This is a genomic window from Paraburkholderia sp. SIMBA_027 (assembly GCF_046535315.1).
Taxonomy (GTDB): domain Bacteria; phylum Pseudomonadota; class Gammaproteobacteria; order Burkholderiales; family Burkholderiaceae; genus Paraburkholderia; species Paraburkholderia tropica.
In genome coordinates this window covers 151,988-176,474 of sequence record NZ_JAWRWY010000016.1, presented here as the reverse complement: position 1 = coordinate 176,474, position 24,487 = coordinate 151,988, and the positions used below count along the sequence as shown (strand labels likewise).

The 24,487-nt window shown below is 64.9% G+C and carries 20 protein-coding genes; 2 read left to right on the top strand and 18 right to left on the bottom strand.

Annotated features, from left to right (window positions below; translation table 11 throughout):
- The first annotated feature begins 276 nt into the window (after nucleotides 1-276).
- Nucleotides 277-2,622 (top strand): Tex family protein, encoded by a 2,346-nt coding sequence (locus SB764_RS28400; RefSeq protein ID WP_176079176.1) that lies wholly within the window; start codon nucleotides 277-279, stop codon nucleotides 2,620-2,622.
- Between the two features lie 154 nt (nucleotides 2,623-2,776).
- On the opposite strand, the gene SB764_RS28395 is transcribed toward SB764_RS28400, so the two are convergent.
- The 17 genes from SB764_RS28395 to ndk all read right to left on the bottom strand — a co-directional run bounded on the left by SB764_RS28395 (nucleotide 2,777) and on the right by ndk (nucleotide 22,562).
- Nucleotides 2,777-4,663 carry a potassium transporter Kup gene (locus SB764_RS28395; protein WP_065060226.1) on the bottom strand — a complete coding sequence of 629 codons (1,887 nt, stop codon included), beginning with the start codon at nucleotides 4,661-4,663 and terminating at the stop codon, nucleotides 2,777-2,779.
- A gap of 315 nt (nucleotides 4,664-4,978) precedes the next feature.
- Nucleotides 4,979-5,554: a phosphoribosyltransferase gene (locus SB764_RS28390; protein ID WP_065060227.1), complete on the bottom strand. Its 576-nt coding sequence runs from the start codon at nucleotides 5,552-5,554 to the stop codon at nucleotides 4,979-4,981.
- A gap of 23 nt (nucleotides 5,555-5,577) precedes the next feature.
- Nucleotides 5,578-6,924, bottom strand: a complete 1,347-nt coding sequence (locus SB764_RS28385; protein WP_065060228.1) for an adenylosuccinate synthase — start codon at nucleotides 6,922-6,924, stop codon at nucleotides 5,578-5,580.
- Between the two features lie 189 nt (nucleotides 6,925-7,113).
- Nucleotides 7,114-8,265 carry an ATP phosphoribosyltransferase regulatory subunit gene (locus SB764_RS28380; protein ID WP_065060229.1) on the bottom strand — a complete coding sequence of 384 codons (1,152 nt, stop codon included), beginning with the start codon at nucleotides 8,263-8,265 and terminating at the stop codon, nucleotides 7,114-7,116.
- Nucleotides 8,266-8,388: 123 nt separating this feature from the next.
- Nucleotides 8,389-8,580, bottom strand: coding sequence for a DUF2065 domain-containing protein (locus SB764_RS28375; RefSeq protein WP_065060230.1), 192 nt, complete (start codon nucleotides 8,578-8,580; stop codon nucleotides 8,389-8,391).
- A 44-nt stretch (nucleotides 8,581-8,624) separates the two neighbouring features.
- Nucleotides 8,625-9,524: a protease modulator HflC gene (gene hflC / locus SB764_RS28370; protein ID WP_074984442.1), complete on the bottom strand. Its 900-nt coding sequence runs from the start codon at nucleotides 9,522-9,524 to the stop codon at nucleotides 8,625-8,627.
- A 12-nt stretch (nucleotides 9,525-9,536) separates the two neighbouring features.
- Nucleotides 9,537-11,009 (bottom strand): FtsH protease activity modulator HflK, encoded by a 1,473-nt coding sequence (gene hflK / locus SB764_RS28365; RefSeq protein ID WP_065060232.1) that lies wholly within the window; start codon nucleotides 11,007-11,009, stop codon nucleotides 9,537-9,539.
- Nucleotides 11,010-11,092: 83 nt separating this feature from the next.
- Nucleotides 11,093-12,265, bottom strand: coding sequence for a GTPase HflX (hflX, locus tag SB764_RS28360; RefSeq protein WP_173816756.1), 1,173 nt, complete (start codon nucleotides 12,263-12,265; stop codon nucleotides 11,093-11,095).
- 73 nt (nucleotides 12,266-12,338) lie between these two features.
- Nucleotides 12,339-12,575, bottom strand: a complete 237-nt coding sequence (hfq, locus tag SB764_RS28355; protein ID WP_027814901.1) for an RNA chaperone Hfq — start codon at nucleotides 12,573-12,575, stop codon at nucleotides 12,339-12,341.
- Between the two features lie 164 nt (nucleotides 12,576-12,739).
- On the bottom strand, nucleotides 12,740-14,077 hold the full coding sequence (gene der, locus SB764_RS28350) for a ribosome biogenesis GTPase Der (RefSeq protein ID WP_065060365.1): 1,338 nt from the start codon (nucleotides 14,075-14,077) through the stop codon (nucleotides 12,740-12,742).
- Between the two features lie 499 nt (nucleotides 14,078-14,576).
- Nucleotides 14,577-15,722, bottom strand: coding sequence for an outer membrane protein assembly factor BamB (bamB, locus tag SB764_RS28345; RefSeq protein ID WP_065060234.1), 1,146 nt, complete (start codon nucleotides 15,720-15,722; stop codon nucleotides 14,577-14,579).
- An 87-nt stretch (nucleotides 15,723-15,809) separates the two neighbouring features.
- Nucleotides 15,810-16,439, bottom strand: a complete 630-nt coding sequence (locus SB764_RS28340) for a tetratricopeptide repeat protein (RefSeq protein ID WP_321856548.1) — start codon at nucleotides 16,437-16,439, stop codon at nucleotides 15,810-15,812.
- 133 nt (nucleotides 16,440-16,572) lie between these two features.
- Complete coding sequence (gene hisS, locus SB764_RS28335) at nucleotides 16,573-17,910, bottom strand: histidine--tRNA ligase (protein ID WP_065060236.1); 1,338 nt, start codon at nucleotides 17,908-17,910, stop codon at nucleotides 16,573-16,575.
- A gap of 131 nt (nucleotides 17,911-18,041) precedes the next feature.
- The gene (gene ispG, locus SB764_RS28330; protein ID WP_065060237.1) at nucleotides 18,042-19,364 is read right to left on the bottom strand and encodes a flavodoxin-dependent (E)-4-hydroxy-3-methylbut-2-enyl-diphosphate synthase; all 1,323 of its coding nucleotides are present in this window, start codon (nucleotides 19,362-19,364) and stop codon (nucleotides 18,042-18,044) included.
- Between the two features lie 114 nt (nucleotides 19,365-19,478).
- Entirely contained in the window at nucleotides 19,479-20,630 is a 1,152-nt protein-coding gene (locus SB764_RS28325; protein WP_410865787.1) for a helix-turn-helix domain-containing protein, read from the bottom strand.
- 220 nt (nucleotides 20,631-20,850) lie between these two features.
- Nucleotides 20,851-22,014, bottom strand: coding sequence for a 23S rRNA (adenine(2503)-C(2))-methyltransferase RlmN (gene rlmN / locus SB764_RS28320; RefSeq protein WP_065060239.1), 1,164 nt, complete (start codon nucleotides 22,012-22,014; stop codon nucleotides 20,851-20,853).
- A 122-nt stretch (nucleotides 22,015-22,136) separates the two neighbouring features.
- Nucleotides 22,137-22,562: a nucleoside-diphosphate kinase gene (gene ndk, locus SB764_RS28315; RefSeq protein ID WP_027814909.1), complete on the bottom strand. Its 426-nt coding sequence runs from the start codon at nucleotides 22,560-22,562 to the stop codon at nucleotides 22,137-22,139.
- Nucleotides 22,563-22,887: 325 nt separating this feature from the next.
- On the opposite strand from ndk, the gene SB764_RS28310 reads away from it, so the two are divergent.
- Nucleotides 22,888-23,583 carry a Bax inhibitor-1/YccA family protein gene (locus SB764_RS28310; RefSeq protein WP_065060240.1) on the top strand — a complete coding sequence of 232 codons (696 nt, stop codon included), beginning with the start codon at nucleotides 22,888-22,890 and terminating at the stop codon, nucleotides 23,581-23,583.
- 123 nt (nucleotides 23,584-23,706) lie between these two features.
- Here SB764_RS28310 and SB764_RS28305 read toward each other — a convergent pair whose 3' ends face one another.
- Complete coding sequence (locus SB764_RS28305) at nucleotides 23,707-24,480, bottom strand: MBL fold metallo-hydrolase (RefSeq protein WP_410865785.1); 774 nt, start codon at nucleotides 24,478-24,480, stop codon at nucleotides 23,707-23,709.
- Nucleotides 24,481-24,487: the final 7 nt, after the last annotated feature.

The window sequence follows — 24,487 nt, the reverse complement described above, 5'->3', positions numbered from 1 at the left end:
CGCGACGGCACAAACCGCCGCGCGGGCGGAGGTCCGCCATGCAGCGCCTTCGCGCGCAACGGACCGGACAGGTGACAAACGGGATGGGATCAACGTCTTCTGAGGGCAGCGGAACATGGGGGAAATTCTAACACCCCCCGACTCGAGCGCTCCGCCATTTATGGCAAAATGCCCCGCTCCACCGGCCAGCGGGCGTTCCCTCGCGGGTGCGCTCCGCCCGGTCGTCGGACCGAAAACCGGACTGCAAACCGATCCTCGCAGGAATATCCAGACCCTATGACGGAAACCGTAGCACTCAAGATCGTCCAGCGTATCGCCACCGAATTGAACGTTCAACCGCGTCAGGTGGCGGCCGCCGTCCAGCTTCTCGACGAAGGAGCGACCGTTCCGTTCATCGCCCGCTACCGCAAGGAAGTCACGGACAATCTCGACGATACCCAGTTGCGCACGCTCGAAGAGCGTCTGCTGTATCTGCGTGAACTCGAAGAGCGCCGTGCCGCGATCCTCGCGAGCATCGAAGAGCAAGGCAAGCTCACCGACGAACTGCGCACCGCCATCGAGACCGCCGACAGCAAGCAGGTTCTCGAAGACCTCTATCTGCCGTACAAGCCCAAGCGCCGCACGCGCGCGCAGATCGCACGCGAAGCCGGTCTGCAGCCGCTCGCCGACGCACTGCTCGCCAATCCGCTGCTCGATCCGCAGACGGAAGCCGCGCAATACGTGGACGCGGAGAAAGGCGTCGCCGACGTGAAGGCCGCGCTCGACGGCGCGCGCGACATCCTCTCCGAACAATTCGGCGAAACGGCCGAACTGCTCGGCAAGCTGCGCGACTGGCTGCAAAACCAGGGCGTGGTGACGTCGACCGTGATCGAAGGCAAGGAGAAAGAGGAAGGCGAGAAGTTCCGCGACTACTACGACTACTCCGAGACCATCAAGACCGTGCCGTCGCACCGCGCGCTCGCGCTGTTCCGCGGCCGTAACGCGGGCGTGCTGATGGTCAAGCTGGGCCTCGGCGGCGAGCTCGACACGCAGACGCCGCATCCGGGCGAAGGTCATATCGCGCGCCACTTCAACATTTCGAATCTGGGCCGCCCCGCCGACAAGTGGCTCTCCGACGTGTGCCGCTGGTGCTGGCGCGTGAAGGTGCAGCCGCACCTCGAAAACGAACTGCTGACGAACCTGCGCGAACTGGCCGAGACCGAGGCGATCCGCGTGTTCGCGCGCAACCTCAAGGATCTGCTGCTGGCCGCGCCGGCCGGCCCGAAGGCCGTGATCGGCCTCGATCCGGGTCTGCGCACGGGCGTCAAGGTGGCCGTGGTCGATCGCACCGGCAAGCTGCTCGCGACCGACACGATCTACCCGCACGAGCCGCGCCGCGACTGGGACGGCTCGCTCGCGAAGCTCGCGCGCATCGCCGCGCAGACGCAGGCCGAACTCGTCAGCATCGGCAACGGCACCGCTTCGCGCGAGACCGACAAGCTCGCGAGCGAACTGATCGCGAAGCATCCCGAGTTGAAGCTGCAGAAGATCGTCGTGTCCGAAGCCGGCGCGTCGGTTTATTCGGCGTCCGAACTGGCGGCGAAGGAATTCCCCGAGCTGGACGTGTCGCTGCGCGGCGCCGTGTCGATCGCGCGTCGTCTGCAAGACCCGCTCGCCGAACTCGTGAAGATCGAGCCGAAGGCGATCGGCGTCGGCCAGTATCAGCACGACGTGAACCAGCGCGAACTCGCGCGCTCGCTCGACGCCGTGGTCGAAGACTGTGTGAATGCCGTGGGCGTCGATGCGAATACGGCTTCGGTCGCACTGCTCGCCCGCGTGTCGGGCCTGAACTCGACGCTCGCGCGCAATATCGTCGATTACCGCGATGCGAACGGTCCGTTCCCGTCGCGCGAACATCTGAAGAAGGTGCCGCGCCTCGGCGACAAGACCTTCGAACAGGCCGCGGGCTTCCTGCGCATCAACAGCGGCGAGAATCCGCTCGATCGCTCGTCGGTGCACCCGGAAGCGTATCCGGTCGTCGAGCGCATGCTCGCGAAGATCCAGCGCACGATCGGCGACGTGCTCGGTAGCCGCGAGGCGCTCTCGGGCCTCTCGCCCGCTGAATTCGTCGATGAGCGTTTTGGTTTGCCGACCGTGCGCGACATCCTCTCCGAACTCGAAAAGCCGGGTCGCGATCCGCGTCCCGAATTCAAGACGGCCACGTTCCGCGACGGCGTCGAGAAAGTCTCCGATCTCGTGCCGGGCATGGTGCTCGAAGGCGTCGTGACCAACGTGGCGGCGTTCGGCGCGTTCATCGACATCGGCGTGCATCAGGACGGTCTCGTGCACGTCTCGGCGATGTCGACGAAGTTCATCAAGGACCCGCACGAAGTCGTGAAGGCCGGTCAGGTCGTGAAGGTGAAGGTGCTCGACGTCGACGTGAAGCGTCAGCGCATCGCGCTCACGATGCGTATGGACGACGATCCCGCGAGCGCGGCGCAGCGCGCCGGTGGCGGCGCGGCGAATGGCGGCGGCCGTGATCGCAACGACCGTGGCGGCAACGCCAATCGCGGTGGTCAACGTTCGCGCGGCGAAGAGCCGGTGAACGCGATGGCGGCGGCGTTCGCGAAGCTCAAGCGCTGAGATCGGCCACACGCGGCGCGGGCCGCGGGGCGCGCGAAATGCAAGCCCGCGCCGTGCCTGAAGCGCTTGAAGTCCATGAAGCGCTGAGCCGCGCGAAAATCGCGCAATAAAAAAGCCGCCCGCGGGCGGCTTTTTTGCGTCATCGAGCAGACGATCAGATCTCGATCTTCGTCCCCAGCTCGACCACGCGATTCGCGGGAATGCTGAAGAAGTCGGTCGGCTTGGCGGCGTTCTGATGCATCCACGCGAACACGCGCTCGCGGAAGATCGACATGCCCGGCAATTGCGTCGGCACCACCGTTTCGCGCGCGAGGAAGAACGACGTGTCCATCATCTCGAACGACATGCCTTCGATGCGGCCGATCTCCTCCAGCACCGCCTTCACGTCCGGCGTTTCGTTGAAGCCGTAGTCGGCCTTCACGAGATAGAGACCGCCGCCGATATCCTTCACGCTCACGCGCTCCGCGTTCGACACGTACGGAATATCGCGAATCTTGAACGTGAGAAAAATCGTGCGCTCGTGCAGCACCTTGTTGTGCTTGAGGTTGTGCAGCAGGCTCACCGGCACGAGCGTGTCGCTGCCCGTGAGATAGATGGCGGTGCCCGACACGCGATGCGGCGGATGCGCGAGCAGACCTTGCAGGAAGGGCATCAGCGGAATGCCGTCGGCAGCCGTGCGTTCCTTCACGATCATGCGGCCTTTGAACCACGTCATCAGCAGGAAGAACAGCAGCGCGCCGATACCGAGCGGCAGCCAGCCGCCTTCCTCGACCTTGAGCAGATTCGCGCCGAAGAAGCCGAGGTCGATGATCAGCAGGCCCGCGATGATGAGCCCGACCAGCCACTTGTTCCACTTCCACAGCTTCGTCATCACGACGCTCACGAGGATCGTGGTCATCACCATGGTCGCGGTCACGGCGATACCGTACGCGGCGGCCAGATTATCGGAACTCTTGAAGCCGACCACGATGCACAGGATGATGAACAGCAGCATCCAGTTCACGACCGGCACATAGATCTGGCCGATCGCGAGATCGGACGTGTGCAGCACCTTCATGCGCGGCACGTAGCCGAGCAGGATCGCCTGGCTCGTCAGCGAGTACGCGCCTGAAATGACGGCTTGCGACGCGATCACCGTGGCGACCGTCGACAGCACGACGAGTGGCAGGAGCGCCCAGTCCGGCGCGAGCAGGAAGAACGGATTTTCGATCGCGCGATGGTCCTGCATCAGCAGCGCGCCCTGACCGAAGTAGTTGAGGACCAGCGAGGGCATCACGAGGCCGTACCACGCGCAGCGGATGGGCTTCGCGCCGAAGTGCCCCATGTCGGCGTAGAGCGCCTCCGCGCCGGTCAGCACCAGCACGACCGAGCCGAGCACCACATAGGCCTGCAGCAGATGCGCGCTCATGAACGAGAAGGCGTAGTACGGATTGAGCGCCGCGATCACGCCCGGCTGCTGCACGATGCGCGAGACGCCGAGCACGGCGATGGTGATGAACCAGATCACCATGATCGGCCCGAACAGGCGGCCGACGAGCGCGGTGCCGTGACGCTGGATCCAGAACAACGCGATCAGGATCACCATCGTGAGCGGCAGCACCAGATGCGTGAGCTTGGGCGCGGCGATCTCCAGACCTTCGACGGCCGACATCACCGAGATGGCCGGCGTGATCACCGCATCGCCGTAGAACATGCAGGCGCCGAAGATGCCCAGCGCGGTGAGCACGACGACCGAGCGGCTCTTGCGGTCGAGCGAGCGCAGCGCGAGCGCCATGAGCGCGAGCACGCCGCCTTCGCCGTTGTTGTCGGCGCGCATCACGATGAGCACGTATTTGACGCTGACGACGATCATGATCGCCCAGAACAGCAGCGAGATGACGCCAAGGATGGACGTATTGGTAAGCGGAATGCCGTGAGAAGGGCTGAACGCCTCTTTCAGGGAGTACAGCGGGCTCGTGCCGATATCGCCGAACACCACGCCGATGGCCGCTACGGCCAGGGAAGGTAGCGGCTGTTTTGCCACGTGCGTGCTAGTTGTCATATACGCAGAGATCCGTTTGAGGCGGAAAAATTCGAGCGCTATTCTAAACCGGCTACGGGCGGAACCAGAGTGGCCGTTGTGACCCCGCGACGTACCCTTGTCCCCGCGCAGTTTAGCATTGGCGCTTTACCGCGGTCAGCCGTCTGTGCCCCGAGCGGCGACCTTGCGCGTAAAAACGCGCCGAAACCCGCCGAAATGCACCGAAATGCACCGACGCGCGCCTCGGCGGCAAAAAAAACGGAGCCTCGAAAGGCTCCGTTCATCGACTGGCCGCGCCGCGCAGGCCCGAAGGCCGCGGCGGCACGCCAGCGTGCATCAACCCTGCGAATTCTGCTGCTGGGCTTGTTGCAGACCGCGCTTGATCCACGCGCCGAGATTATGCGGACGCACCGTGTCCCACTCCTCGAACGGCTGATGAATCCAGGGGTTCGTCGGCAGATGCTGGACGAAATAGTCCGGCTTCACCTTCGAGCAGCCCTTGTACCAGAGCACGGCCGAGCGCACGCCGGTCACGGCCGGGTAACGCTCTTTCAGGTGATCCTGCACGCGCGCGAGCGTGACGCCCGAATCGACGAGATCGTCGACGAGCAGCACGTTGCCTTCGAGGTGACCGCGCGTCATCGTGATGTACTGCGCGATGTCGAGATCGCCCTGCTCCGTGCCCGCCGCTTCGCGGTACGAGCTGGTCGCAAGAATCGCCAGCGGCAGATCATAGATGCGCGAGAGCTGGTCGCCCACGCGCAGGCCGCCGCGCGCGAGACACAGGATCTGATCGAATTTCCAGCGCGACTCGTGCACCTGAAGCGCGAGCATTTCGATCAGCCGGTGGTATTCGTCCCAGCCGACCCACAGGTTCTTATCGTCGTTGCGCGGGTCCATCATTTGAATCATCTTTGCTTCTACCTTCTTGCTACTTAGACCTTGAACGGATGACGCAGCAGGATCGTTTCGTCGCGATCCGGGCCGGTCGAAACCATGTCGATCGGCACGCCGGCGACTTCCTGCACGCGCTTCAGGTATGCCTGCGCGCTCTGCGGCAGCGCGTCGAACTGCGTGATGCCGATGGTGCTTTCCTTCCAGCCCGCAAAGGTCTCGTAGACCGGCTCGCAGGCCGCAACTTGCGAGGCGCCGCGCGGCAGGATATCCACGTCCTGGCCGTCGACCTTGTAGCCGACGCAGAGCTTCACTTCTTCGAGGCCGTCGAGCACGTCGAGCTTGGTGATGCACAGGCCCGTCACGCCGTTGATCTGGATCGAGCGGCGCAGCGCGGCGGCGTCGAGCCAGCCGGTGCGGCGCGGACGGCCCGTGACCGAACCGAATTCCTTGCCGACCTTCGCGAGCGTGAGGCCCACTTCTTCCTGGCGATCAGCGTTGTCGGCGTCGTACAGTTCGCTCGGGAACGGGCCCGAACCGACGCGCGTGCAGTACGCCTTGGTGATGCCGAGCACGTAGTTGAGCTTTTGCGGACCGACGCCCGCGCCCGCCGACGCCGCACCTGCGACGCAGTTGCTCGACGTGACGAACGGATAGGTGCCGTGGTCGATGTCGAGCAGCGTGCCTTGCGCGCCTTCGAACAGCAGGTTGCCGCCTTCGTGATTCACGTCGTACAGGCGACGCGACACGTCCGTGACCATCGGCTTCAGGCGTTCGGCGTACGACAGCATCGTGTCGAGCGTCTGCTGATAGTCCACGGCCGGCGCGCCCAGGTACTGGGTCAGCACGAAGTTGTGGTAGTCGAGGTTCTCGCGCAGACGCGCGGCGAACGTTTCCGGCTCGAACAGATCCTGCACGCGCAGACCGCGACGCGCGACCTTGTCCTCGTACGCCGGGCCGATGCCACGGCCGGTCGTGCCGATCTTCGCGGCGCCGCGCTTGGCTTCGCGCGCCTGGTCGATGGCGATGTGGTACGGGAGGATGAGCGTGGTGGCTTCGGAGATGAAGAGGCGTTTCTGAACGTCGATGCCCGCTTCTTCCAGCTCGCCGATTTCCTTGAACAGGGCTTCAGGCGAGAGCACCACGCCGTTGCCGATGTAGCAGGCGACGCCGGCGCGCATGATGCCCGACGGGATCAGTCGGAGAATGGTCTTCTTGCCGCCGATGATGAGTGTGTGGCCGGCGTTATGACCGCCCTGGAAACGCACCACGCCTTGCGCGTGGTCCGTCAGCCAGTCGACGATCTTGCCCTTGCCTTCATCGCCCCATTGGGTGCCCACGACGACGACGTTGCGTCCCGGGGTTACATTCACTGCGCTGGCAGACATGGTGTTTCGTTAGCTGGTTAAAAACGTATTCTACCTGGGTTCGGCGACAAGACCGCCTTTTTTTCCCGAATTTCCAGGAATTTCCTTTTGCGCTCAACAGCCTGCGCAGCGAGACGCCCTACCCGGCAAGTACGCCGGGCGTCGCATTATGTCCGCTTTGTGGCTGCTTTGTGACGGCTTTGCGGTCGTTTAAGCGCGCGCTTCGACGACCCAGACGCCATTGCGCTCGACCAGCGTGCGGTCGCAGGCAAACTCGTCCATGTCGTGATCGTGACCCGGCAGCGCCTGGATGACGACTTCACCCGAATCGCGCAGGGCCGCAACGGCCGCGCGCAGCGCCTCGTCGTGCTTCCACGGCGCGAGAATCGCGCTGCTGCGCGCTTCGACCGGCGAAATACGCGCCACTTCGCGCAGATCGAGCGAGAAACCGGTTGCCGCGCGCGCGCGGCCGTAGGCCTCGCCCACCTTGTCGTAACGGCCGCCGCGCGCGACGGCGTTCGGCACGCCGTCCACGTAAGCCGAGAACATCACGCCGCTGTGATACGCGTAGCCGCCCAGATCGGCGAGATCGAGCGCCAGTTCCGCGCCTTCGATTTCGCCGACGAGGAACGCCAGGTCGTCGAGCGCGCGCGCGATGCCGGGCAGCGCCGGCAGACGCTTGCGGGCTTCGTCGATCACGCTCGCGTCGCCGTACAGCGTCGGCAGCGCGCGCAGCGCGTCGCGCGTGACCGGCGCGAGCTTCGCAGTAAGTTCTGCCAGGCGCGGCACGTCCTTTCCGGCGAGCGCTTCATACAATGCGTCGCCGAGCGCGGCAGCCGCCGGATCGGCTTCGAAGATCGCCGCGAGCACGCCCGCGTGCGACAGATCGAGGCGCACCTGCGTGAGGCCCGCGAGACGCAGCGCGTCGAGCATCAGCTGCTGGATTTCGAGGTCGGCTTCGAGGCCGGCATGGCCATAGATTTCCGCCCCGATCTGGATCTGCTCGCGCGTGGCGTGCAGGCCGCGCGGCAGCGTATGCAGCACGTTGCCCGCGTAGCACAGGCGCGTCACGCCTTGACGGTTCAGCAGATGCGCGTCGATGCGCGCGACCTGCGGCGTCATGTCGGCGCGCAGCCCGAGCGTGCGGCCCGAGAGTTGATCGACGAGCTTGAAGGTGCGCAGGTTCAGATCGCGCCCGCTGCCCACCAGCAGCGACTCGAGGTACTCGAGCAGCGGCGGCATGACCATTTCGTAGCCATAGGCGCGGAAGCGGTCCAGCAGGCGGCGGCGCAGTTCTTCGATCTTGCGCGCCTCGGAAGGCAGCACGTCGGCGATATTCTCGGGAAGTAACCAGGTCGACATCGGTGAGTCCTACGACAAAAAGGGCCACGCAGGCCGGCGGCGCGCGCGAAGGCGCGCCTCACTCGGGCCATGAACGGACCGGACGATAGAAACGGCGCGCCCCTCGCGGCGCGCGCCTTGAATTCAGGTGGCGAGCATGAGCAGCACGAGGCCGAGCGCCATCACGATCAACCCGCCAATCCGGATGTGATGCGGCGGCCGTTCCGCAATTCTACGGAAAGTGTCGCGCCACGCCGTCGGAAAGACGAACGGGAACATGCCCTCGATAATCAGCATCAGTGCGATCGCGAGCAACAGGGAGCCGGCTATGTCCATGCGAAGAAATGCGCCGCGCACACGCGCGGCGCCTGTGTCTCAATTTAGTGTTTGCGCGACGCGGCGGGAGCCTGCGGCGCGTCTCCGTTCGGACTGCGCATGAAGCGGAAGAAGTCGCTCGACGAATCGACCACGACGACGTCGCCCGGCTTGAAGCTCTCGCGATACGCCTGCATGCTCTGATAGAAGCGATAGAAGTCCGGATCGCGGCCGAATGCCTGCGCGGCGATTGCAGCGGCCTTGCCGTCGCCTTCGCCCTTGATGGCCTGCGCCTGGCTGTATGCGTCGGCGACCACGTCCTGCTGCTTGCGCTCCGCGTCGTCCTTGATCTGCTGCGCTTCGGCGGCGCCCTTCGCACGCTCGTCGGCGGCGGCCTGCTCGCGCGCCGCGCTCATGCGCTTGTAGACCACGTTGGCGACTTCCGCCGGGTAGTCGATGCGAGTGAGTTCGATGGCGATCACGTCGATGCCGAGCGGCGCGGCGGCCGTCTTGAGCGCGTCGCGCGCGGCATTGGCGATGGCTTCCTGCTGTTGAAGCGCGTCGGACAGCGTGACCTTCGAGAAGGCATCGGCGAGTGCGTCGCGCGACAGCGACGCGAGCCGGTCGGCGAGCGTCTGCGTATCGCCCTTGGTCGCGCCAAAGAGCTTGAGCGGATCGGCAACGCGATAGCGCACCACTGGATTCACGAGCAGTTCCGACTTGTCCGAGGTCGTGTAACGATCGGCGTCGGGCGCGTCGAATGCCTGAATGCGCGTGTCGATAAACGTCGCGACCTGGAACGGCGGCGGCAGCTTCACGTGCAGGCCGGGCTCCGCGAGCGAAGCCTTCGAGCCGCCCGAGGACGACACGACCGCCACATGACGCGGATCGACGACGAAGACCGACGACGAAGCCAGCAACACCACCACCACGAAGGCGACGACGAACGCAATGATCTTGTTCATATCGGCGCTCCGTTATTGCACGTCGTCTTCGCGACCGCGCGAACGCAGTGCGTCGCGCGAACGGAAAGCGTCGCTGGCCGCCTGCGCGGCGTCGCTAGCCGAGGGCGCGGGCGCCGCGCCTTGCTGCTGGGCGCCCTGCTGCGTATTTTGCGGCTGGGCGCTCTGCGGCTGCGTGTCGCTGTTCGCGGACGGCGCGGCAGCATTCGCGTCGGGCGCCGACGCAGCGTTGGCGGCTGCGTTGGGCGCGACATTCTGCGCCGCGGCTCCGGTCGCGGCCGCGGCTCCCGCCGCTGCTGCGGCGCGTTGACGCGTTGCCTCGACGAGCTTGTCGAGCGGCAGATAGATCACGTTATTGCCGGACTTGCTGTCGACGAACACCTTCGTCGTATTCGAGTAGATGTGTTGCATCGTGTCCAGATACATGCGCTCGCGAATCACGGCCGGCGCCTTCGCGTATTGCTCGTAGACGCTGTTGAAACGCTGGGCGTCGCCCTGCGCCTGCGCGACCACGCGGTCGCTGTACGCCTTGGCGTCGTCGATCAGACGCGCGCCGTCGGCTTGCGCGCGCGGCAGCAGCTGGTCGGCGTACGCCTGCGCGTCGCGCTTCGCACGCTCGCGGTCCTGATGCGCCTTCGCTTCGTCGTCGAACGCGGCCTGCACCTGGTCGGGCGCGGTGACGCTCTGGATCGTCACGCCCGTCACGCCGAGGCCGGTCCTGTATTCGTCGAGCGCGTGCTGAATGGTGTCAGCCAGTTGCGCGCGGATCGGTTCGCGGTCGGCGTATAGCAGATCGTTGGTGCTGTGCGCACCCACGACCGTGCGCACCGCCGCCTGCGCGGCCTGGCTCACGGTGAGATCGGGATCGACGCTGCGGAACAGATAGTCGGTCGGCTGCTTGACCTGGTATTGGACGGTGAAGCGCACGTCGAGAATGTCGCCGTCGTGCGTGAGCACCGAGGCGTCCTTCACGTTGGACGGACGCACGAGATTGTTGCGGCCGATCTCGACGCTGCGGATCTGGCCGATGTTGACGATTTCATGCGTCTGGAACGGGAACGGCAGGCGCCAGTGCACGCCCTGACCGACCGTATGGCGATACTGGCCGAATTGCAGCACCACGCCAGCCTGGCCGTCCTGCACCACGAACACGCCGCTGCCCACGTAGATGGCGATCAGCACGCCGAGCACGAGGCCCACGCCGATGCGCGCGCCGTGACCGTTGTCCTGGCGCGGGCCGATGCCGCCGGGGCCCTTGCCTTTCTTGCCGAACAACGACGACAGACGGCGATTGAAGTCGCGCCACATTTCGTCGAGGTCGGGCGGGCCGTCGCCCTTGCCGCCGCCGTTGTTGCCGTTATTGCCCGACGGGCGACGGGTGTCTTCCGTGCGCTGGCCATTGCCCTCGCCACGGCCCCAACGCGGGTCGTTCAACGAGAAAATGGCGCGGGGGCGCTGCCAGCCAGTCCGCTTGTTGTAATCGTTCACCTGAGTTCGTTCACCAGAGTAGACAGCGGGTCATGTGCGTGGGAGAAACCGCCGGGACGCCGCATGGGCGCCCCACGGACCGCTCAGCGGCCGTGCTCGGCTTCCCTGCTGGGTTCGTGCGGCACCGCATTCCAGTCGGTTGCGGCCTGGGGCTGCGACGCCCCGGCAAGCGGTTCGGCGGTCGCGATTTCGGCGATGGCGGCGCGCAGCGCATCCAGTCCGACGCCCGTGCGCGCGCTCAAAAAGACGCGCGAAATATTACCATATTCGTCCCGCTCGACCGTCCCGCCTCGCGCCGCCAGTTCGGGCACGGCGTCGATCTTGTTGAACACCAGCACCTGGCGGATCGTGTCGGCGCCGATCTCGTGCAGCACGTCGTTGACCTGATCGATCTGATCGAGTCGCACGGCGCTCGAGGCGTCCACCACGTGCAGCAGCAGGTCGGCCTGCACGGTTTCCTGCAACGTTGCGCGGAACGCGGCCACCAGTTGGTGAGGCAGTTCGCGGATGAAACCCACGGTGTCGGACAGCACGATCTGGCCCACTTCGTCGCCGAGCCAGACGCGCCGCGACGTCGTATCGAGCGTCGCGAACAGCTGGTCGGCCGCGTAGGCCTGCGCTTTCGTGAGCGCGTTGAAGAGCGTGGACTTGCCCGCGTTCGTATAGCCGACGAGCGACACGCTCATCGTGCGCGTACGTTCGCGCTGACGACGCTGCGTGCCGTGCTGACGGCGCAGCTTGGCGAGCTTGCCCTGCAGCATCTTGATGCGCTCGCCGATCAGCCGGCGGTCGGTTTCGAGCTGCGTTTCGCCCGGCCCGCGCAGACCGATACCGCCCTTCTGACGCTCCAGGTGAGTCCAGGCGCGCACGAGGCGCGTGGCGAGGTACTGGAGCTGGGCGAGTTCGACCTGCAGCTTGCCTTCGTGGCTGCGGGCGCGCTGGGCGAAGATGTCGAGAATGAGGCTCGTGCGATCCACCACGCGGCGGCCGAGTGCGCGCTCCAGATTACGTTGCTGGGCGGGCGACAGCGCGTGATTGAAGATGACGATTTCGATGTCGTTCGCTTCACAGGCGAGACGGAGTTCCTCGGCCTTGCCGCTGCCGATGAACATGGCGGCGTCGGGGCTGGAACGACGCCCGGTGAGCGTGACAGCAGGATGGGCGCCCGCGCTTTTGGCGAGCAGGCTGAGTTCTTCGAGGCTGGCTTCGAAGTCGGTCTTGCCGAAGTCGATGCCGACAAGTGCGGCGTTGATCAAATTAGCTGATGTCAAAATGGAAACGGCCGGCCCGGATCGCCAGCGAGGCGCCCCGGACCGGCCGCGTCATGGGTCAGGACGCTTCCGAATCCGGGTGGAAGTTCACCGGACGGGCCGGGACCACCGTGGAAATGGCGTGCTTGTAAACCATTTGCGTAACCGTATTACGGAGCAACACGACGTACTGGTCGAACGATTCAATGTTCCCTTGAAGCTTGATGCCGTTGACCAGATAGATCGAAACAGGCACGTGCTCCTTGCGCAGCGCGTTCAGAAACGGGTCTTGTAACAGTTGCCCTTTGTTGCTCATAGCAAACTCCGTATTTTTTTGCAGGTTTAACTTAAATTGGCGACGAAGAAAAAGAAATCCGCCGCCAATCGCTACACTATAGCTGATTCTCGCTCCCCCGCGCCTGTACTGGCCGTCCGGCCAGGGCGGTGAACGACCAGGTTAAGCGCGGTAGCGAACGAAGCTCAACTCTTGTCAGTGTAGGGATTCGTCGAGGAACGAAACTCTATGCGCAATGGAGTCCCCGTCAGCGAGAAAGTTTCCCGGAAACGGTTCTCCAGATAGCGTTTGTAAGTATCGGTAATCGCATCGAGCGCATTGCCGTGGATCACGATGATCGGCGGGTTCTGTCCCCCCTGGTGCGCGTAGCGCAGTTTCGGGCGAACCGGACCGCGGCGGCGCGGCTGCTGGAATTCCACCGCTTCGATCAGCGCGCGCGTGAGACGCGGCGTCGGCAGCTTGGCCATGGCGGCGGCGTAGGCGTCGTCCACCGAGCGCATGAGCGCGCCGATGCCGAACTTTTCCGTCGCCGAAATGAAGTGCATCTTGGCGAAATCGAGGAATTTCAGCTTGCGTTGCAGGTGGTGCTTGGTGCGGTCGCGTGCGTGGTCGTCCATGCCGTCCCACTTGTTCACGCCCACCACCAGCGCACGGCCCTGCTCGACCACGAAGCCCGCGATATGCGCGTCCTGGTCGGAGATTTCCTGGTGCGCATCGAGCAGCAGAATCACCACGTTAGCGTCGGCGATCGACTGCAGCGTCTTCACGACCGAGAACTTCTCGATGGCTTCGAACACCTTGCCGCGACGGCGCAGGCCGGCCGTGTCGATCAGCGTGTACTTCTTGCCGTTGCGCTCGAAATCCACATAGATCGAATCGCGCGTCGTGCCGGGCATGTCGAACGCGATCACGCGATCTTCGCCGATCAGCGTGTTCACGAGCGTCGACTTGCCGACGTTCGGGCGACCGACGATCGCGATTTTCACGCCGTGCTTGCTGGCGTCGTCTTCGTCCTCTTCCGGACGATCGGTGTAGGCCTGGTCGAGCGCCTCGTTGATCATTTCGGTCACGCCGTCGCCGTGCGCAGCCGAAATCGCGCGCGGGTCGCCGAGGCCGAGTTCGTAAAAGTCGGCGGCCACGGCACTGTATTTCATGCCTTCGGCCTTGTTGACCACGAGGAAGATCGGACGGCCGGTCTTGCGCAGGTAATCGGCGATGTGCTTGTCCTGCGGCGCGAGGCCATTGCGGCCGTCGCAGATGAAGACGACGATATCGGCTTCTTCCACGGCCTGACGCGTCTGGCGCGCCATTTCATGCAGGATGCCGTCCTTCGCGACGGGTTCGAAACCGCCCGTGTCGACGACCAGATACGCGCGATCGCCCACGCGCCCTTCGCCGTAGTGGCGGTCGCGCGTGAGACCGGGCAAATCGGCCACCAGCGCATCGCGCGAACGCGTGAGCCGGTTGAAGAGCGTGGATTTCCCCACATTGGGGCGCCCGACGAGGGCGATAACGGGTTTCATCTGATCTTTTCTACAGTAAGGCGCGGCGCCGGAACGTCCGGCGCGATGCGCGGCAAGCGCCTGCATGGTAGCCCGCAGGGCTGCATCAGTTGCAAATTATCACGAAATGGACACCGGACCCGACGCTCGCGGCCATTGAGCAGCCATTGAACGGTGATCGGGACCCGGCAGGTGCCGGATAAAGCCTCGGGCGGACCAGATCGACTTTCTTCTTCGGCCTCGCAGTCCGGCCCGGCGCACTGGCCCGGCAGTCAGAAGCATTCGCCTGGTACAGTGGCCGGTCCCGGAATGCGCGCGACGCGCGTGGCGTCATGCGGGGCCGTGCCGACATGTGCGCGGCCGGCGTGCGCCGGCCCGCTCGACGGCGCGCCGCATCATGCCCGGACGCCGTCCTGATTTCCGCATGTGGCGCTATGACGCACCAAATGCAAGAGGCCGCACCCCGCAGGGGCGGCCCCTTCAGTGCGACCGGCAAGGTGCGCCGGACGCCTTGATTTACTTAACGCGGACGCAGACCGTACAGGTCGCCGTCCTTCGTCTGCACGACGAGCGTGTTGCCCGCGAGCACCGGAGCGGCAACGATCGGGCTGCCGTCGGTCTTCACGCGCGAGACGAAGCTGCCGTCGTCGAGCGAGAGGAAGTGCACGTAGCCTTGATAGTCGCCCACCACGACTGCGTGACCCAGCAGGGCCGGCACGCTGACGTCGCGATTCTTGAGCTTGTCGGTGGTCCACGTTGGCGCGCCGGTCGACACGCTGTAGGCCTTCACGACCGACCAGTCGTCGCCGCCGACCACGGTGGCATCGTCCTGAGCGATACCGCTCGTGCTCGAGAACGCTTTCTCCCACATCGCACGGCCCGAGTTGGCGTCGAAGCAACCAATCTGGCCCTGGAACGTCACCGCGCAGGTCGTGGCGCCGACGAGCGTGGGCGGACCGCTCACGTCGTTGATACGCTCGACTTCGGTCACGCCCTTCGGATACGACACCGGCGTTTCCCAGAATGCGTCGCCGCTTTGCAGGTTGATCGCCGCGAACGCGCCGCCCGGGAAGCCCGCGAGCACCGCCTGATCACCCGCGAAGGTCATGCCGGCCGAGACGCGCAGGTTCAGCGGCACGGCGCGATTGCGATAGAGCCACTTCTGCTCGCCCGTCTGCGCATTGAACGCGACGATCTGGCCGTCGATCGTACGCACGATCACGAGACCGTTGCCGACCAGCGGCGGCGAAATGATTTCGCCGGGCGCCTTGGCTTGCCACGAGAGCTTGCCGTTCGCGTCGAGCACGTAGACTTCGCCCTTCAGGCCGCCGACGGCCGTCAGGTTGCCGTCGCTGCCGACGCCTGCCGAAATGTCGTCCTTGAGCTTCGTGCTCCAGACTTCCTTGCCGGAAGCGGCGTCGATCTTCTTGACCGAACCGTTCGCGCCGGCGGCATAGACCGAGTCGCCGACGGCGACCGGCGAGAACAGGTAGCGGCCGGCCTTGCCGACGCTCGCCTTCCACACCTGCTGGACGTCCAGCACCGGCTTGAACTCGGTCAGCGGCACCGGCACGCGGCGCTCGTCCTTCGTCGATGAGCAGGCCGCCAGAGCAAGGACGGTCATCGCGCAGGCGACGGGCACAACGGTTCGTTTCAGCAGATTCATCGGTGAACGAAGCATCAAAGGAGTTGAGTTGAATTGTTTGATTCGATTCGCGGACGACGCGCGCACGGCGCCACGCCCGCCGCTTGCTTAGCCGCCCAGCGCGTCGAGCTTGAACTGGATCAGTTGACGCTCGGAGGCGTCGGTCTTCGGCAGGCTGTCGAGCGCGAGCTTGTACGAAGCGCGCGCGTCGTCGCGCTTGCCGGCCGCTGCCAGCAGGTCGCCACGGCCGTCGGCAACGACGCCCTTGAACGAACCGGCGTCCGGCTGCGGAATCAGGGCGAGGCCCTGATCGTAGGCTTTTTCGTCGAGCAGCAGCGAAGCGAGACGCAGCTTCGCGACCTGGCGGAATTCTTCATCCTTCGCGTGATCGGCGGCCCACTGCAACTGCGCCTTCGCGCCAGCCGTGTCGCCCGCCATGTAGAGCGCCTTCGCGACCGCGAGCGCCGACATCTGCGCGTACGCGGTACCGCCGAAGCGGTCTTCCATATCGCTCGCGACGCGCGTGATGAGCGCCTTGTCGCTGCCGTTCACGGCTTGCTGGACCTGGTCGTACAGCACGGCGGCCTCGGCCGCCTGGCGGCGCTGCCAGAAGTTCCAGCCGTTCCACGCGGCGAGCGCGAGCAGTACGATCAGCACGAGCCACGTAGTGGCATTACCCCACTGCGTCCACCATGCCTTGAAACTCTCGATCGATTCCTGTTCGTCGTGGTAACTCATCGCGTCGCGATTCCTCGTTTATTCTGAAGCCTGTGATGAGGCGCGCCGCCGCACTTCATGCCGATATTTCAGGCGATTCGTGCCGTCCGGGCGCGCCGCAAATCTTGATCCAATCTTGATTCGAGCGTCGCGATCAGTCGTCGCCGTCTTCGGCGGATGCAACCATCGCATTGATCAGATATTCGGTCAAGTCCTCAAGCGCTACCGTTTGTTGCTCGTTGCGGGCGTCGGCGGCCACACCGCGCAGCGGTTTCACACCCGCCACGCCCTTCGCCACTTCATCCTCGCCGAGCACCACGGCGAACGCTGCGCCGCTCGCGTCGGCACGCTTCATCTGCGACTTGAAGCTCGCCGCCTGACCGTCCGCGCTGCAATGCAGGATCACATCGAGGCCGGTGTCGCGCAGTCGTTCCGCGACGATGAAAGCCTGATCGCGCGCGGCTTCGCCCTGATGTACGACGTAGACGTCGCAACCTTCGGCTTCCGGCACGAGGTCCTCTTCCTTGAGCAGTTCGAGAATGCGCTCGATGCCCATCGCCCAGCCGCAGGCCGCCGTGGGCTTGCCGCCAAGTTGCTCGATCAGCGGGTCGTAACGACCGCCGGCAGCGACCGTGCCCTGCGCGCCGAGCTTGTCGGTGATCCACTCGAACACGGTCAGATTGTAATAATCGAGACCGCGCACGAGACGCGGATTGATCGTGAACGGAATGTTGTTCGACTTGAGGATGCGTTGCAGCCCCTCGAAGTGCGCACGCGAATGCTCGCCGAGGAAGTCGATCAGCTTCGGCGCGTTGTTCGCCACTTCCTGCAGCGCGGGATTCTTCGTGTCGAGCACGCGCAGCGGGTTCGTATACAGGCGGCGCTTGCCGTCTTCGTCGAGCAGGTCGACGTGCTGTTCCAGATACTTGATGAGTTCGACGCGATGCGCCGCGCGCTCTTCCGCGAGACCCAGCGAGTTGATTTCAAGCTTGATACCGGTCAAGCCGAGATCGTCCCAGAGACGCTGGCACATCAGGATGATTTCCGCGTCCGCGTCCGGGCCCGAGAAGCCGAGCGCTTCCACGCCGACCTGGTGGAACTGACGATAACGGCCGCGCTGCGGACGCTCGTGACGGAACATGGGACCGACGTACCAGAGACGCTTCGGGCCGTCGTAGAGCATGTTGTGCTCGATCGACGCACGCACGACCGCCGCCGTATTTTCGGGGCGCAGCGTGAGATGTTCGCCGTTCAGCGAGTCGGTGAAGCTGTACATCTCTTTTTCGACGATGTCGGTCACTTCACCGATACCGCGCGTGAAGAGCTGCGTGTGCTCGACGATCGGCGTACGGATATTTTGATAGCCGTACGAACGAAGCATGGACTTCACGGTGGTTTCGAAGAAGTCCCACAGCGCGGCGTCCTGCGGCAGGATGTCGTTCATGCCCTTCACGCCGGTCAGCTTTTCAGGCTTTCTTTTCTGTTCGCTCATGGTGTTGCGATTGACGATGTTCGGTTGTGCGTGGCGGTCGATCTGCCCGATGGCGCGGCTATGTCAGAAGTCAGAAGCGAGGCCCCCGGGCGCGTGGTCGCAAGCGCGCCGATCAGGCGCGCCGCAACCCCTTAATGAGCCGCGACTTCGGCCTTGCCGTACTTGCGCGCGACGTAGTCGCTGACGATCTGCTGGAACTCTTCGGCGATGCGCTCGCCGCGCAGCGTCTTGACCTTTTCGCCGTCGATGAAAACCGGCGCGGCCGGGTTTTCGCCCGAGCCCGGCAGGCTGATGCCGATGTTCGCGTGCTTCGACTCGCCCGGACCGTTGACGATACAACCCATGACCGCAACGTTCATGGTTTCGACGCCCGGGAACTCGTCGCGCCAGAGCGGCATCTGCGCGCGCAGATAACCCTGGATCTGCGACGCCAGTTCCTGGAACAGCGTGCTGGTCGTGCGGCCGCAACCCGGGCACGCGATGACCATCGGCGTGAACGAGCGCAGACCCATCGTCTGCAGGATTTCCTGGCCGACCACGACTTCGCCCGTGCGCGATGCGCCCGGTTCCGGCGTGAGCGAGATACGGATAGTGTCGCCGATACCCTGTTGCAGCAGCACCGAGAGCGCTGCCGTCGACGCGACGATGCCCTTCGAGCCCATGCCCGCTTCCGTGAGGCCCAGGTGCAGCGCGAAGTCGCATCGTTTCGCGAGTTGCTGGTACACGGCGATCAGATCCTGCACGCCGCTGACCTTGCACGACAGGATGATCTTGTCGCGGCCGAGGCCGAGTTCGACCGCGCGTTCCGCCGAACCGATCGCCGACTGGATGAGCGCTTCGTACATCACGCTCTGCGATTCCCACGGCACCGAACGCGCTGCGTTTTCGTCCATCATGCGCGCGAGCAGGTCCTGATCCAGGCTGCCCCAGTTCACGCCGATACGCACCGGCTTGTCGTACTTGATGGCCGCTTCGATCATCTGCGCGTACTGCGTGTCGCGCTTGGCGCCCTGACCCACATTGCCCGGGTTGATCCGGTACTTCGAGAGCGCTTCCGCGCAGGCCGGATGGTCGCGCAGCAGCAGGTGGCCGTTGTAGTGGAAGTCGCCGACGAGCGGCACCATCACGCCCATGCGGTCGAGCTGGTCGCGCACGTGCGGCACGGCAGCCGCCGCTTCCGGCGTGTTGACCGTGATGCGCACGAGTTCCGAACCGGCTTGCGCCAGTTCCTTGATCTGGATTGCCGTACCGATCGCGTCAGCGGTGTCGGTATTGGTCATCGATTGCACGCGCACAGGCGCGTCGCCACCGATCGTCACCAGCTGGCCGCCCCAGCGCACGTGCACGGCGTGCGACTTGCGGCGCAGCGCGTGGCCGCCGAGGATCGGTTCGTTCGACACGATCTGACTGTTGCTGGACGGGGATTGCGTTTCGCTCTGCATCGAAAAACCCATTTACACCTCGCGCGCACCGCCGCTGCTCATGCAGCTGCTGCGCCGCGCGAATTGAAAAAGCGTCGCGGCCGGCTTTTGAATACTTCGCCGGCCGCGACGCATGCCATGTCTCTATCAGGGCAGCACGAAGCGCGCGACATTGCCGCGCGACGACGCGTACTTCGCCGCGTCGACCGGCTGACCGTCGATGGTCATCGACTCGATACCGGCCTTGTTGCCCACTGTAATCTTCATCGGCGCGGCGGCGCTGATCTCACGCGAGTCGGCGCCGTGGACGAGGCCGGAGAAAACCTCCTTGCCATCCTTGCCGCGCACGCTGACCCAGGTGTCCTGCGTCACGCGAATCGCGAACGTCGAGGTGTCGCCGGCCGCAGCAGCAGCCGATGCGCCCTGCGCGGTCGTTGCGACTGCCGGTGTACTGGCCGCCGCGGCTTGCGCTGCGCTCGCCGCCGCAACCGTTGCCACGGTGGCATTCGTCGCCTTCGCCGCGGGTGCGGCGCTTGCCGCTTGCGGCGCGCTGGCAGTCGCTTGCGCCGCGGCCTGCGCCGGTGCCTGGTCGCCTGCCTGCGCACCTGCCGGAGCACCGAGCTGATCGCCGCTCTGCGCCGCCTGATCGGCCTGCGCACCCGACGCCGCGTCGTCGCCGTTCGCCGTCGCGCCTTCGGCCACCGTTGCCGACGATGCACCCGACTCCGCCGTCGCGCCGTTGGCCATCGACTTGATCCGCGCGAACCATGCCGACGACTCACCACTATTCGTATGCAGCATCGAGAGCGCGATCACCGCGATCACGATGATGCCGAGACCCCACAGCCACGACGCACGCCGACGCGGCGCACGCGCCCCGCCGCCGCCGAGCGACAGCGACACGCGCCCGCGCGGCAGGTCGGCGCCCGCCGAAGCCGGCATCGACAGATCCTGCTCCGGCACGCCGCGCTCGCGGCGCAGCGCCTGGGTGAGCGGCGCGGGGTCCGCGCCGAGCAGCTTCGCGTAGGCACGCACGACGCCCACCGCGAACGTGGTGTCCGGCAGATGGCTGATGTCGCCCGCTTCCAGCTCGCGCAGCTTCGACACCGCCACCTTCAGGCGCGCCGAGACGTCCTCGACCGACCAGCCCTTCGCCTCGCGCAGTTGCGCGAGACGCGCACCCACTGCGCCCAGCGTGTCCGGCACGGCCTGCACCGGCGACGGCGCGCCCTCCTGCGCCGTACGGCCTGCGTGGGTCTCTGTCCCGTCTGTCCCGAAGGGGTGCTGCGGCTCGCTCATCCCAAAGTCCTTGCGTCGATTCTTTTCAATCCCGGAACCGGCGGGCGCAGCGCGCCCGGCCCCGATTCGCAGACCGTTTTATAACAAAATGCGCGGCCTCTGTGCCGCTTCCGATCGCTTCTGCAACGTTTCTTGTCAAACTCGCCGATGCCGCCGCGTACCCCCGCGCGCCCGCACCCGCGTTGCATCCGGCCCGGGCCCCTCGCCCGCGCCGCCGCCCTCAATGCTGCACGGGACGGACTTCGATGACCTTCTGCCCGGCGCGCTGGGTGCGCTCGGCAAGACGCGTGCGGTCCTTCACCTCGCCGGCGAGCTGACCGCAGGCCGCGTCGATGTCGTCGCCGCGCGTCTTGCGCACGGTGGTGACGACGCCCGCATCCATCAGAATCTGCGCGAAACGTTTGATCTGCTCGTTCTTCGAGCGCAGCAGACCCGACTCCGGGAACGGGTTGAACGGGATCAGATTGAACTTGCACGGCACGTCGCGCGTCACGGCGAGCAACTGGCGTGCGTGCTCCTCCGTATCGTTCACGCCGTCGAGCATGCAGTACTCGAACGTGATGAAGTCGCGCGGCGCCACCTTCAGATAGCGCTGGCACGCAGCCATCAGCTCGCGCAGCGGATACTTGCGATTGAGCGGCACGAGTTCGTCGCGCAGCGCGTCGTTCGGAGCGTGCAGCGACACCGCGAGCGCCACCGGCAGGTCGGCGCCCAGGCGGTCCATCATCGGCACGACGCCGGACGTGGAGAGCGTGACGCGACGGCGCGACAGGCCGTAGGCGTTGTCGTCGAGCATCAGGCGCATGGCCGGCACGACCGCGTCGTAATTGAGCAGCGGCTCGCCCATCCCCATCATCACCACGTTCGTGATGACGCGTTCGCCCTTGCCTTCACCGCCGTTGGCACGGCCGCCGGCCTCGCCGAGCAGCGACGCGCGCAGGGCGAACTCCGCCATGCGCAGCTGACCGATGATCTCTGCGGTGCTCAGATTGCGTGAAAAACCTTGCTTGCCGGTCGAACAAAACCGGCAATTGACCGCACACCCCGCCTGCGAAGACACACACAGCGTGCCGCGCGTTTCTTCGGGGATGAACACGGTTTCGACCGCGTTGCCATTGCCGACGTCCACGAGCCACTTGCGCGTGCCGTCGGAGGAAACGTTGTCGGAAATGATGTCGGGCATGCCGATACATGCGCGCCCTTTCAGCTTCTCGCGCAGCGATTTGGCCAGATCCGTCATGCCGTCGAAGTCGGCGGCATTGTATTGATGGATCCAGCGCTGAAGCTGTTTGGCGCGAAACGGCTTCTCGCCCAGGCTTTCGCAATAAGCGACAAGCCCTTGGGCGTCGAGATCGAGAAGGTTGACGGTGGAACTGCTCGTCATGTCGAATCCTGCCATTTCAGTGCGAGAGCGCGTGCACCGCCGGTTTCGAGAGAACCCGGCACCGGACGGTGGACGTCATCGCCGTTCGCGACCCTATGCTACTTTGAACTGCCGCTTACCGCTTAGCGCGAGTAAACGTTGACTTCCGGGAAGAAGAACGCGATTTCAACGCGTGCCGTTTCCGCTGCGTCCGAACCGTGGACTGCGTTTGCGTCGATGCTGTCTGCGAAGTCGGCGCGGATCGTGCCCTTTTCCGCCTTCTTCGGGTCCGTCGCGCCCATCAGGTCGCGGTGCTTCAGGATTGCGTTTTCGCCTTCCAGCGCCTGGATGACGACCGGACCCGAGATCATGAACTCGACCAGGTCCTTGAAGAACGGACGCTCAGCGTGAACAGCATAGAACTTCTCTGCGTCGGCGCGCGAGAGTTGGACCATGCGCGATGCCACGATCTTCAGGCCAGCGTTTTCGAAGCGGCTGTAGATCTGGCCGATCACGTTCTTTGCCACTGCGTCCGGCTTGATAATCGACAGGGTGCGTTCGATCGCCATAAAAACTCCAGAAAATTAAGAGGTTACAAGTTCAAATGAATCCGCAATTGTAGCATGTTCCCATGTATGATTGCGATTGAACCCTGATTGGCGTGCAAACCGCGCCAATCAGGTGAGCGCAAGGTACAAACACCGTACAAACGCCGCATGGTCGGGCCTTTCAGCGAGGCTTAAGAATGGCGGCTTACGCTGGTGAAACATAACGGAAACTGTGTGGCATCCCGTTGAAACTCTGGGCGGTCGCACCTATCTTACGGGGGAGCGCGCCACGCATTTGCGCGTGCCCTCAATTACGTGAACCACGCGTCTCACGCAAGGAGAAAGCATGAACGAGTCCTACAACTTCGGCCGTGGTGGCAGCGTCACCAGCGCCGAGACCCGCAACCGCGTACTGCGCAACACCTACTGGCTGCTCGCGCTCTCGATGGTCCCGACCGTCATCGGTGCGTGGGTGGGCGTGGCCACGGGCTTCTCGCTTTTCGCCGCCACCAGCCCGGCCATGAGCCTGCTGGCGTTCTTCGCCATCGCTTTCGGCTTCATGTTCGCTATCGAGCGCACCAAGAACAGCTCGGCCGGCGTCTTCGTCCTGCTCGGCTTCACGTTCTTCATGGGCCTGATGCTCTCGCGCCTGCTGTCGTTCATCCTCGGTTTCTCGAACGGCCCGTCGCTCATCATGCTCGCTTTTGGTGGCACCGGCGTGATTTTCGCGGCCATGGCCACGATCGCCACGGTCAGCAAGCGTGATTTTTCGGGCCTCGGCAAGTGGCTGTTCATGGGCGTGGTCGTGATCCTGCTCGCCAGCGTCGCGAACATCTTCCTGCACCTGCCCGCGCTGATGCTCACCGTGTCCGTGCTGGCCATCGTGATCTTCTCGGCGTACATGCTGTTCGACGTGCAGCGCGTCGTGAACGGCGGCGAGACCAACTACATCTCGGCCACGCTCGCGATCTACCTGGACCTGTACAACGTGTTCACGAACCTGCTCGCAATCCTCGGCATCTTCGGCGGCAACCGCAACTAAGCGGCGCCAAGCGGGCCGGACCTGATCCGGCCCCGGTCGCCGCCCGCGCAACGAAAGCGGCGGCCAACAAAAAAAGCCCATGACCTTCGTCATGGGCTTTTTTTCGTCCGTAACCCGGCTCGCTCAGAGCGCCAGCCAGTCGAATCCTTCGTCTTGCGATGCCACCCCGATTTCAGTGGCCGCATTCCCGAGCACGGCGGCCATCGCCGCGCGCGCCAGTTCCGGCGTGTTGTTCTGCTGGCTCAGGTGCGCCGCGATCAGATGGCGCAGCTTCGAACGGTCGAGCGCGGCGAGAATGTCGTTTGCCGCCTCGTTGTTCAAATGCCCGTGCGACCCGCTGATGCGCGCTTTGAGCGACGCCGGATAGCGGCTGCCCGCGAGCATGTCGAGGTCGTGGTTGTATTCGAGCACGAGCGCGTCGCAGCCGCTCAGCACGGTGTTGATATGCGACGTCGATTCGCCGACGTCGGTCAGCACGCCGAGACGGCTCGCGCCGTCGTTGAAGACAAATTGCAGCGGCTCGCGGGCATCGTGCGGCACCGTGTAAGGCAGCACACCCAGCTCGCCGATTTCGACCGTCTCGTCGCCCCAGAGAATGTTGAGCTCGACATTGGCGTCGTCGGCACCGACGGCTTGCGCCGTCCCCCAGCTCATATAGAGCGGGATCGACCAGCGGCGCGCCAGCGTGAGCGCGCTGCCGATGTGGTCGCTGTGTTCGTGCGTGATGAGAATGCCGCTGAGCGTATCGGCGGCGAGGCCCGCGCGTGCGAGCCGCCGCTCGACTTCTTTCGCCGAAAATCCGCAGTCCAGCAGCACGCGCGTGGGCGTCGCGCCGCTGCCTGCTTCTACGACGAGCGCGTTGCCCTCGCTGCCGCTGCCGAGGCTTGCAAAGCGCACGGCGGGA

Bases quoted from the DNA above. Each gene is read 5' to 3' on its own strand.
- hfq (WP_027814901.1), bottom strand. From the start codon at position 12,575: ATGAGCAACAAAGGGCAACTGTTACAAGACCCGTTTCTGAACGCGCTG.
- der (WP_065060365.1), bottom strand. From the start codon at position 14,077: ATGAAACCCGTTATCGCCCTCGTCGGGCGCCCCAATGTGGGGAAATCC.
- hflC (WP_074984442.1), bottom strand. From the start codon at position 9,524: ATGAACAAGATCATTGCGTTCGTCGTCGCCTTCGTGGTGGTGGTGTTG.
- SB764_RS28385 (WP_065060228.1), bottom strand. From the start codon at position 6,924: ATGTCTGCCAGCGCAGTGAATGTAACCCCGGGACGCAACGTCGTCGTC.
- bamB (WP_065060234.1), bottom strand. From the start codon at position 15,722: ATGAATCTGCTGAAACGAACCGTTGTGCCCGTCGCCTGCGCGATGACC.
- SB764_RS28310 (WP_065060240.1), top strand. From the start codon at position 22,888: ATGAACGAGTCCTACAACTTCGGCCGTGGTGGCAGCGTCACCAGCGCC.
- SB764_RS28395 (WP_065060226.1), bottom strand. From the start codon at position 4,663: ATGACAACTAGCACGCACGTGGCAAAACAGCCGCTACCTTCCCTGGCC.
- SB764_RS28340 (WP_321856548.1), bottom strand. From the start codon at position 16,439: ATGAGTTACCACGACGAACAGGAATCGATCGAGAGTTTCAAGGCATGG.
- SB764_RS28380 (WP_065060229.1), bottom strand. From the start codon at position 8,265: ATGTCGACCTGGTTACTTCCCGAGAATATCGCCGACGTGCTGCCTTCC.
- ndk (WP_027814909.1), bottom strand. From the start codon at position 22,562: ATGGCGATCGAACGCACCCTGTCGATTATCAAGCCGGACGCAGTGGCA.
- SB764_RS28375 (WP_065060230.1), bottom strand. From the start codon at position 8,580: ATGGACATAGCCGGCTCCCTGTTGCTCGCGATCGCACTGATGCTGATT.
- SB764_RS28400 (WP_176079176.1), top strand. From the start codon at position 277: ATGACGGAAACCGTAGCACTCAAGATCGTCCAGCGTATCGCCACCGAA.
- SB764_RS28390 (WP_065060227.1), bottom strand. From the start codon at position 5,554: ATGATTCAAATGATGGACCCGCGCAACGACGATAAGAACCTGTGGGTC.
- rlmN (WP_065060239.1), bottom strand. From the start codon at position 22,014: ATGACGAGCAGTTCCACCGTCAACCTTCTCGATCTCGACGCCCAAGGG.
- hisS (WP_065060236.1), bottom strand. From the start codon at position 17,910: ATGAGCGAACAGAAAAGAAAGCCTGAAAAGCTGACCGGCGTGAAGGGC.
- SB764_RS28325 (WP_410865787.1), bottom strand. From the start codon at position 20,630: ATGAGCGAGCCGCAGCACCCCTTCGGGACAGACGGGACAGAGACCCAC.
- ispG (WP_065060237.1), bottom strand. From the start codon at position 19,364: ATGGGTTTTTCGATGCAGAGCGAAACGCAATCCCCGTCCAGCAACAGT.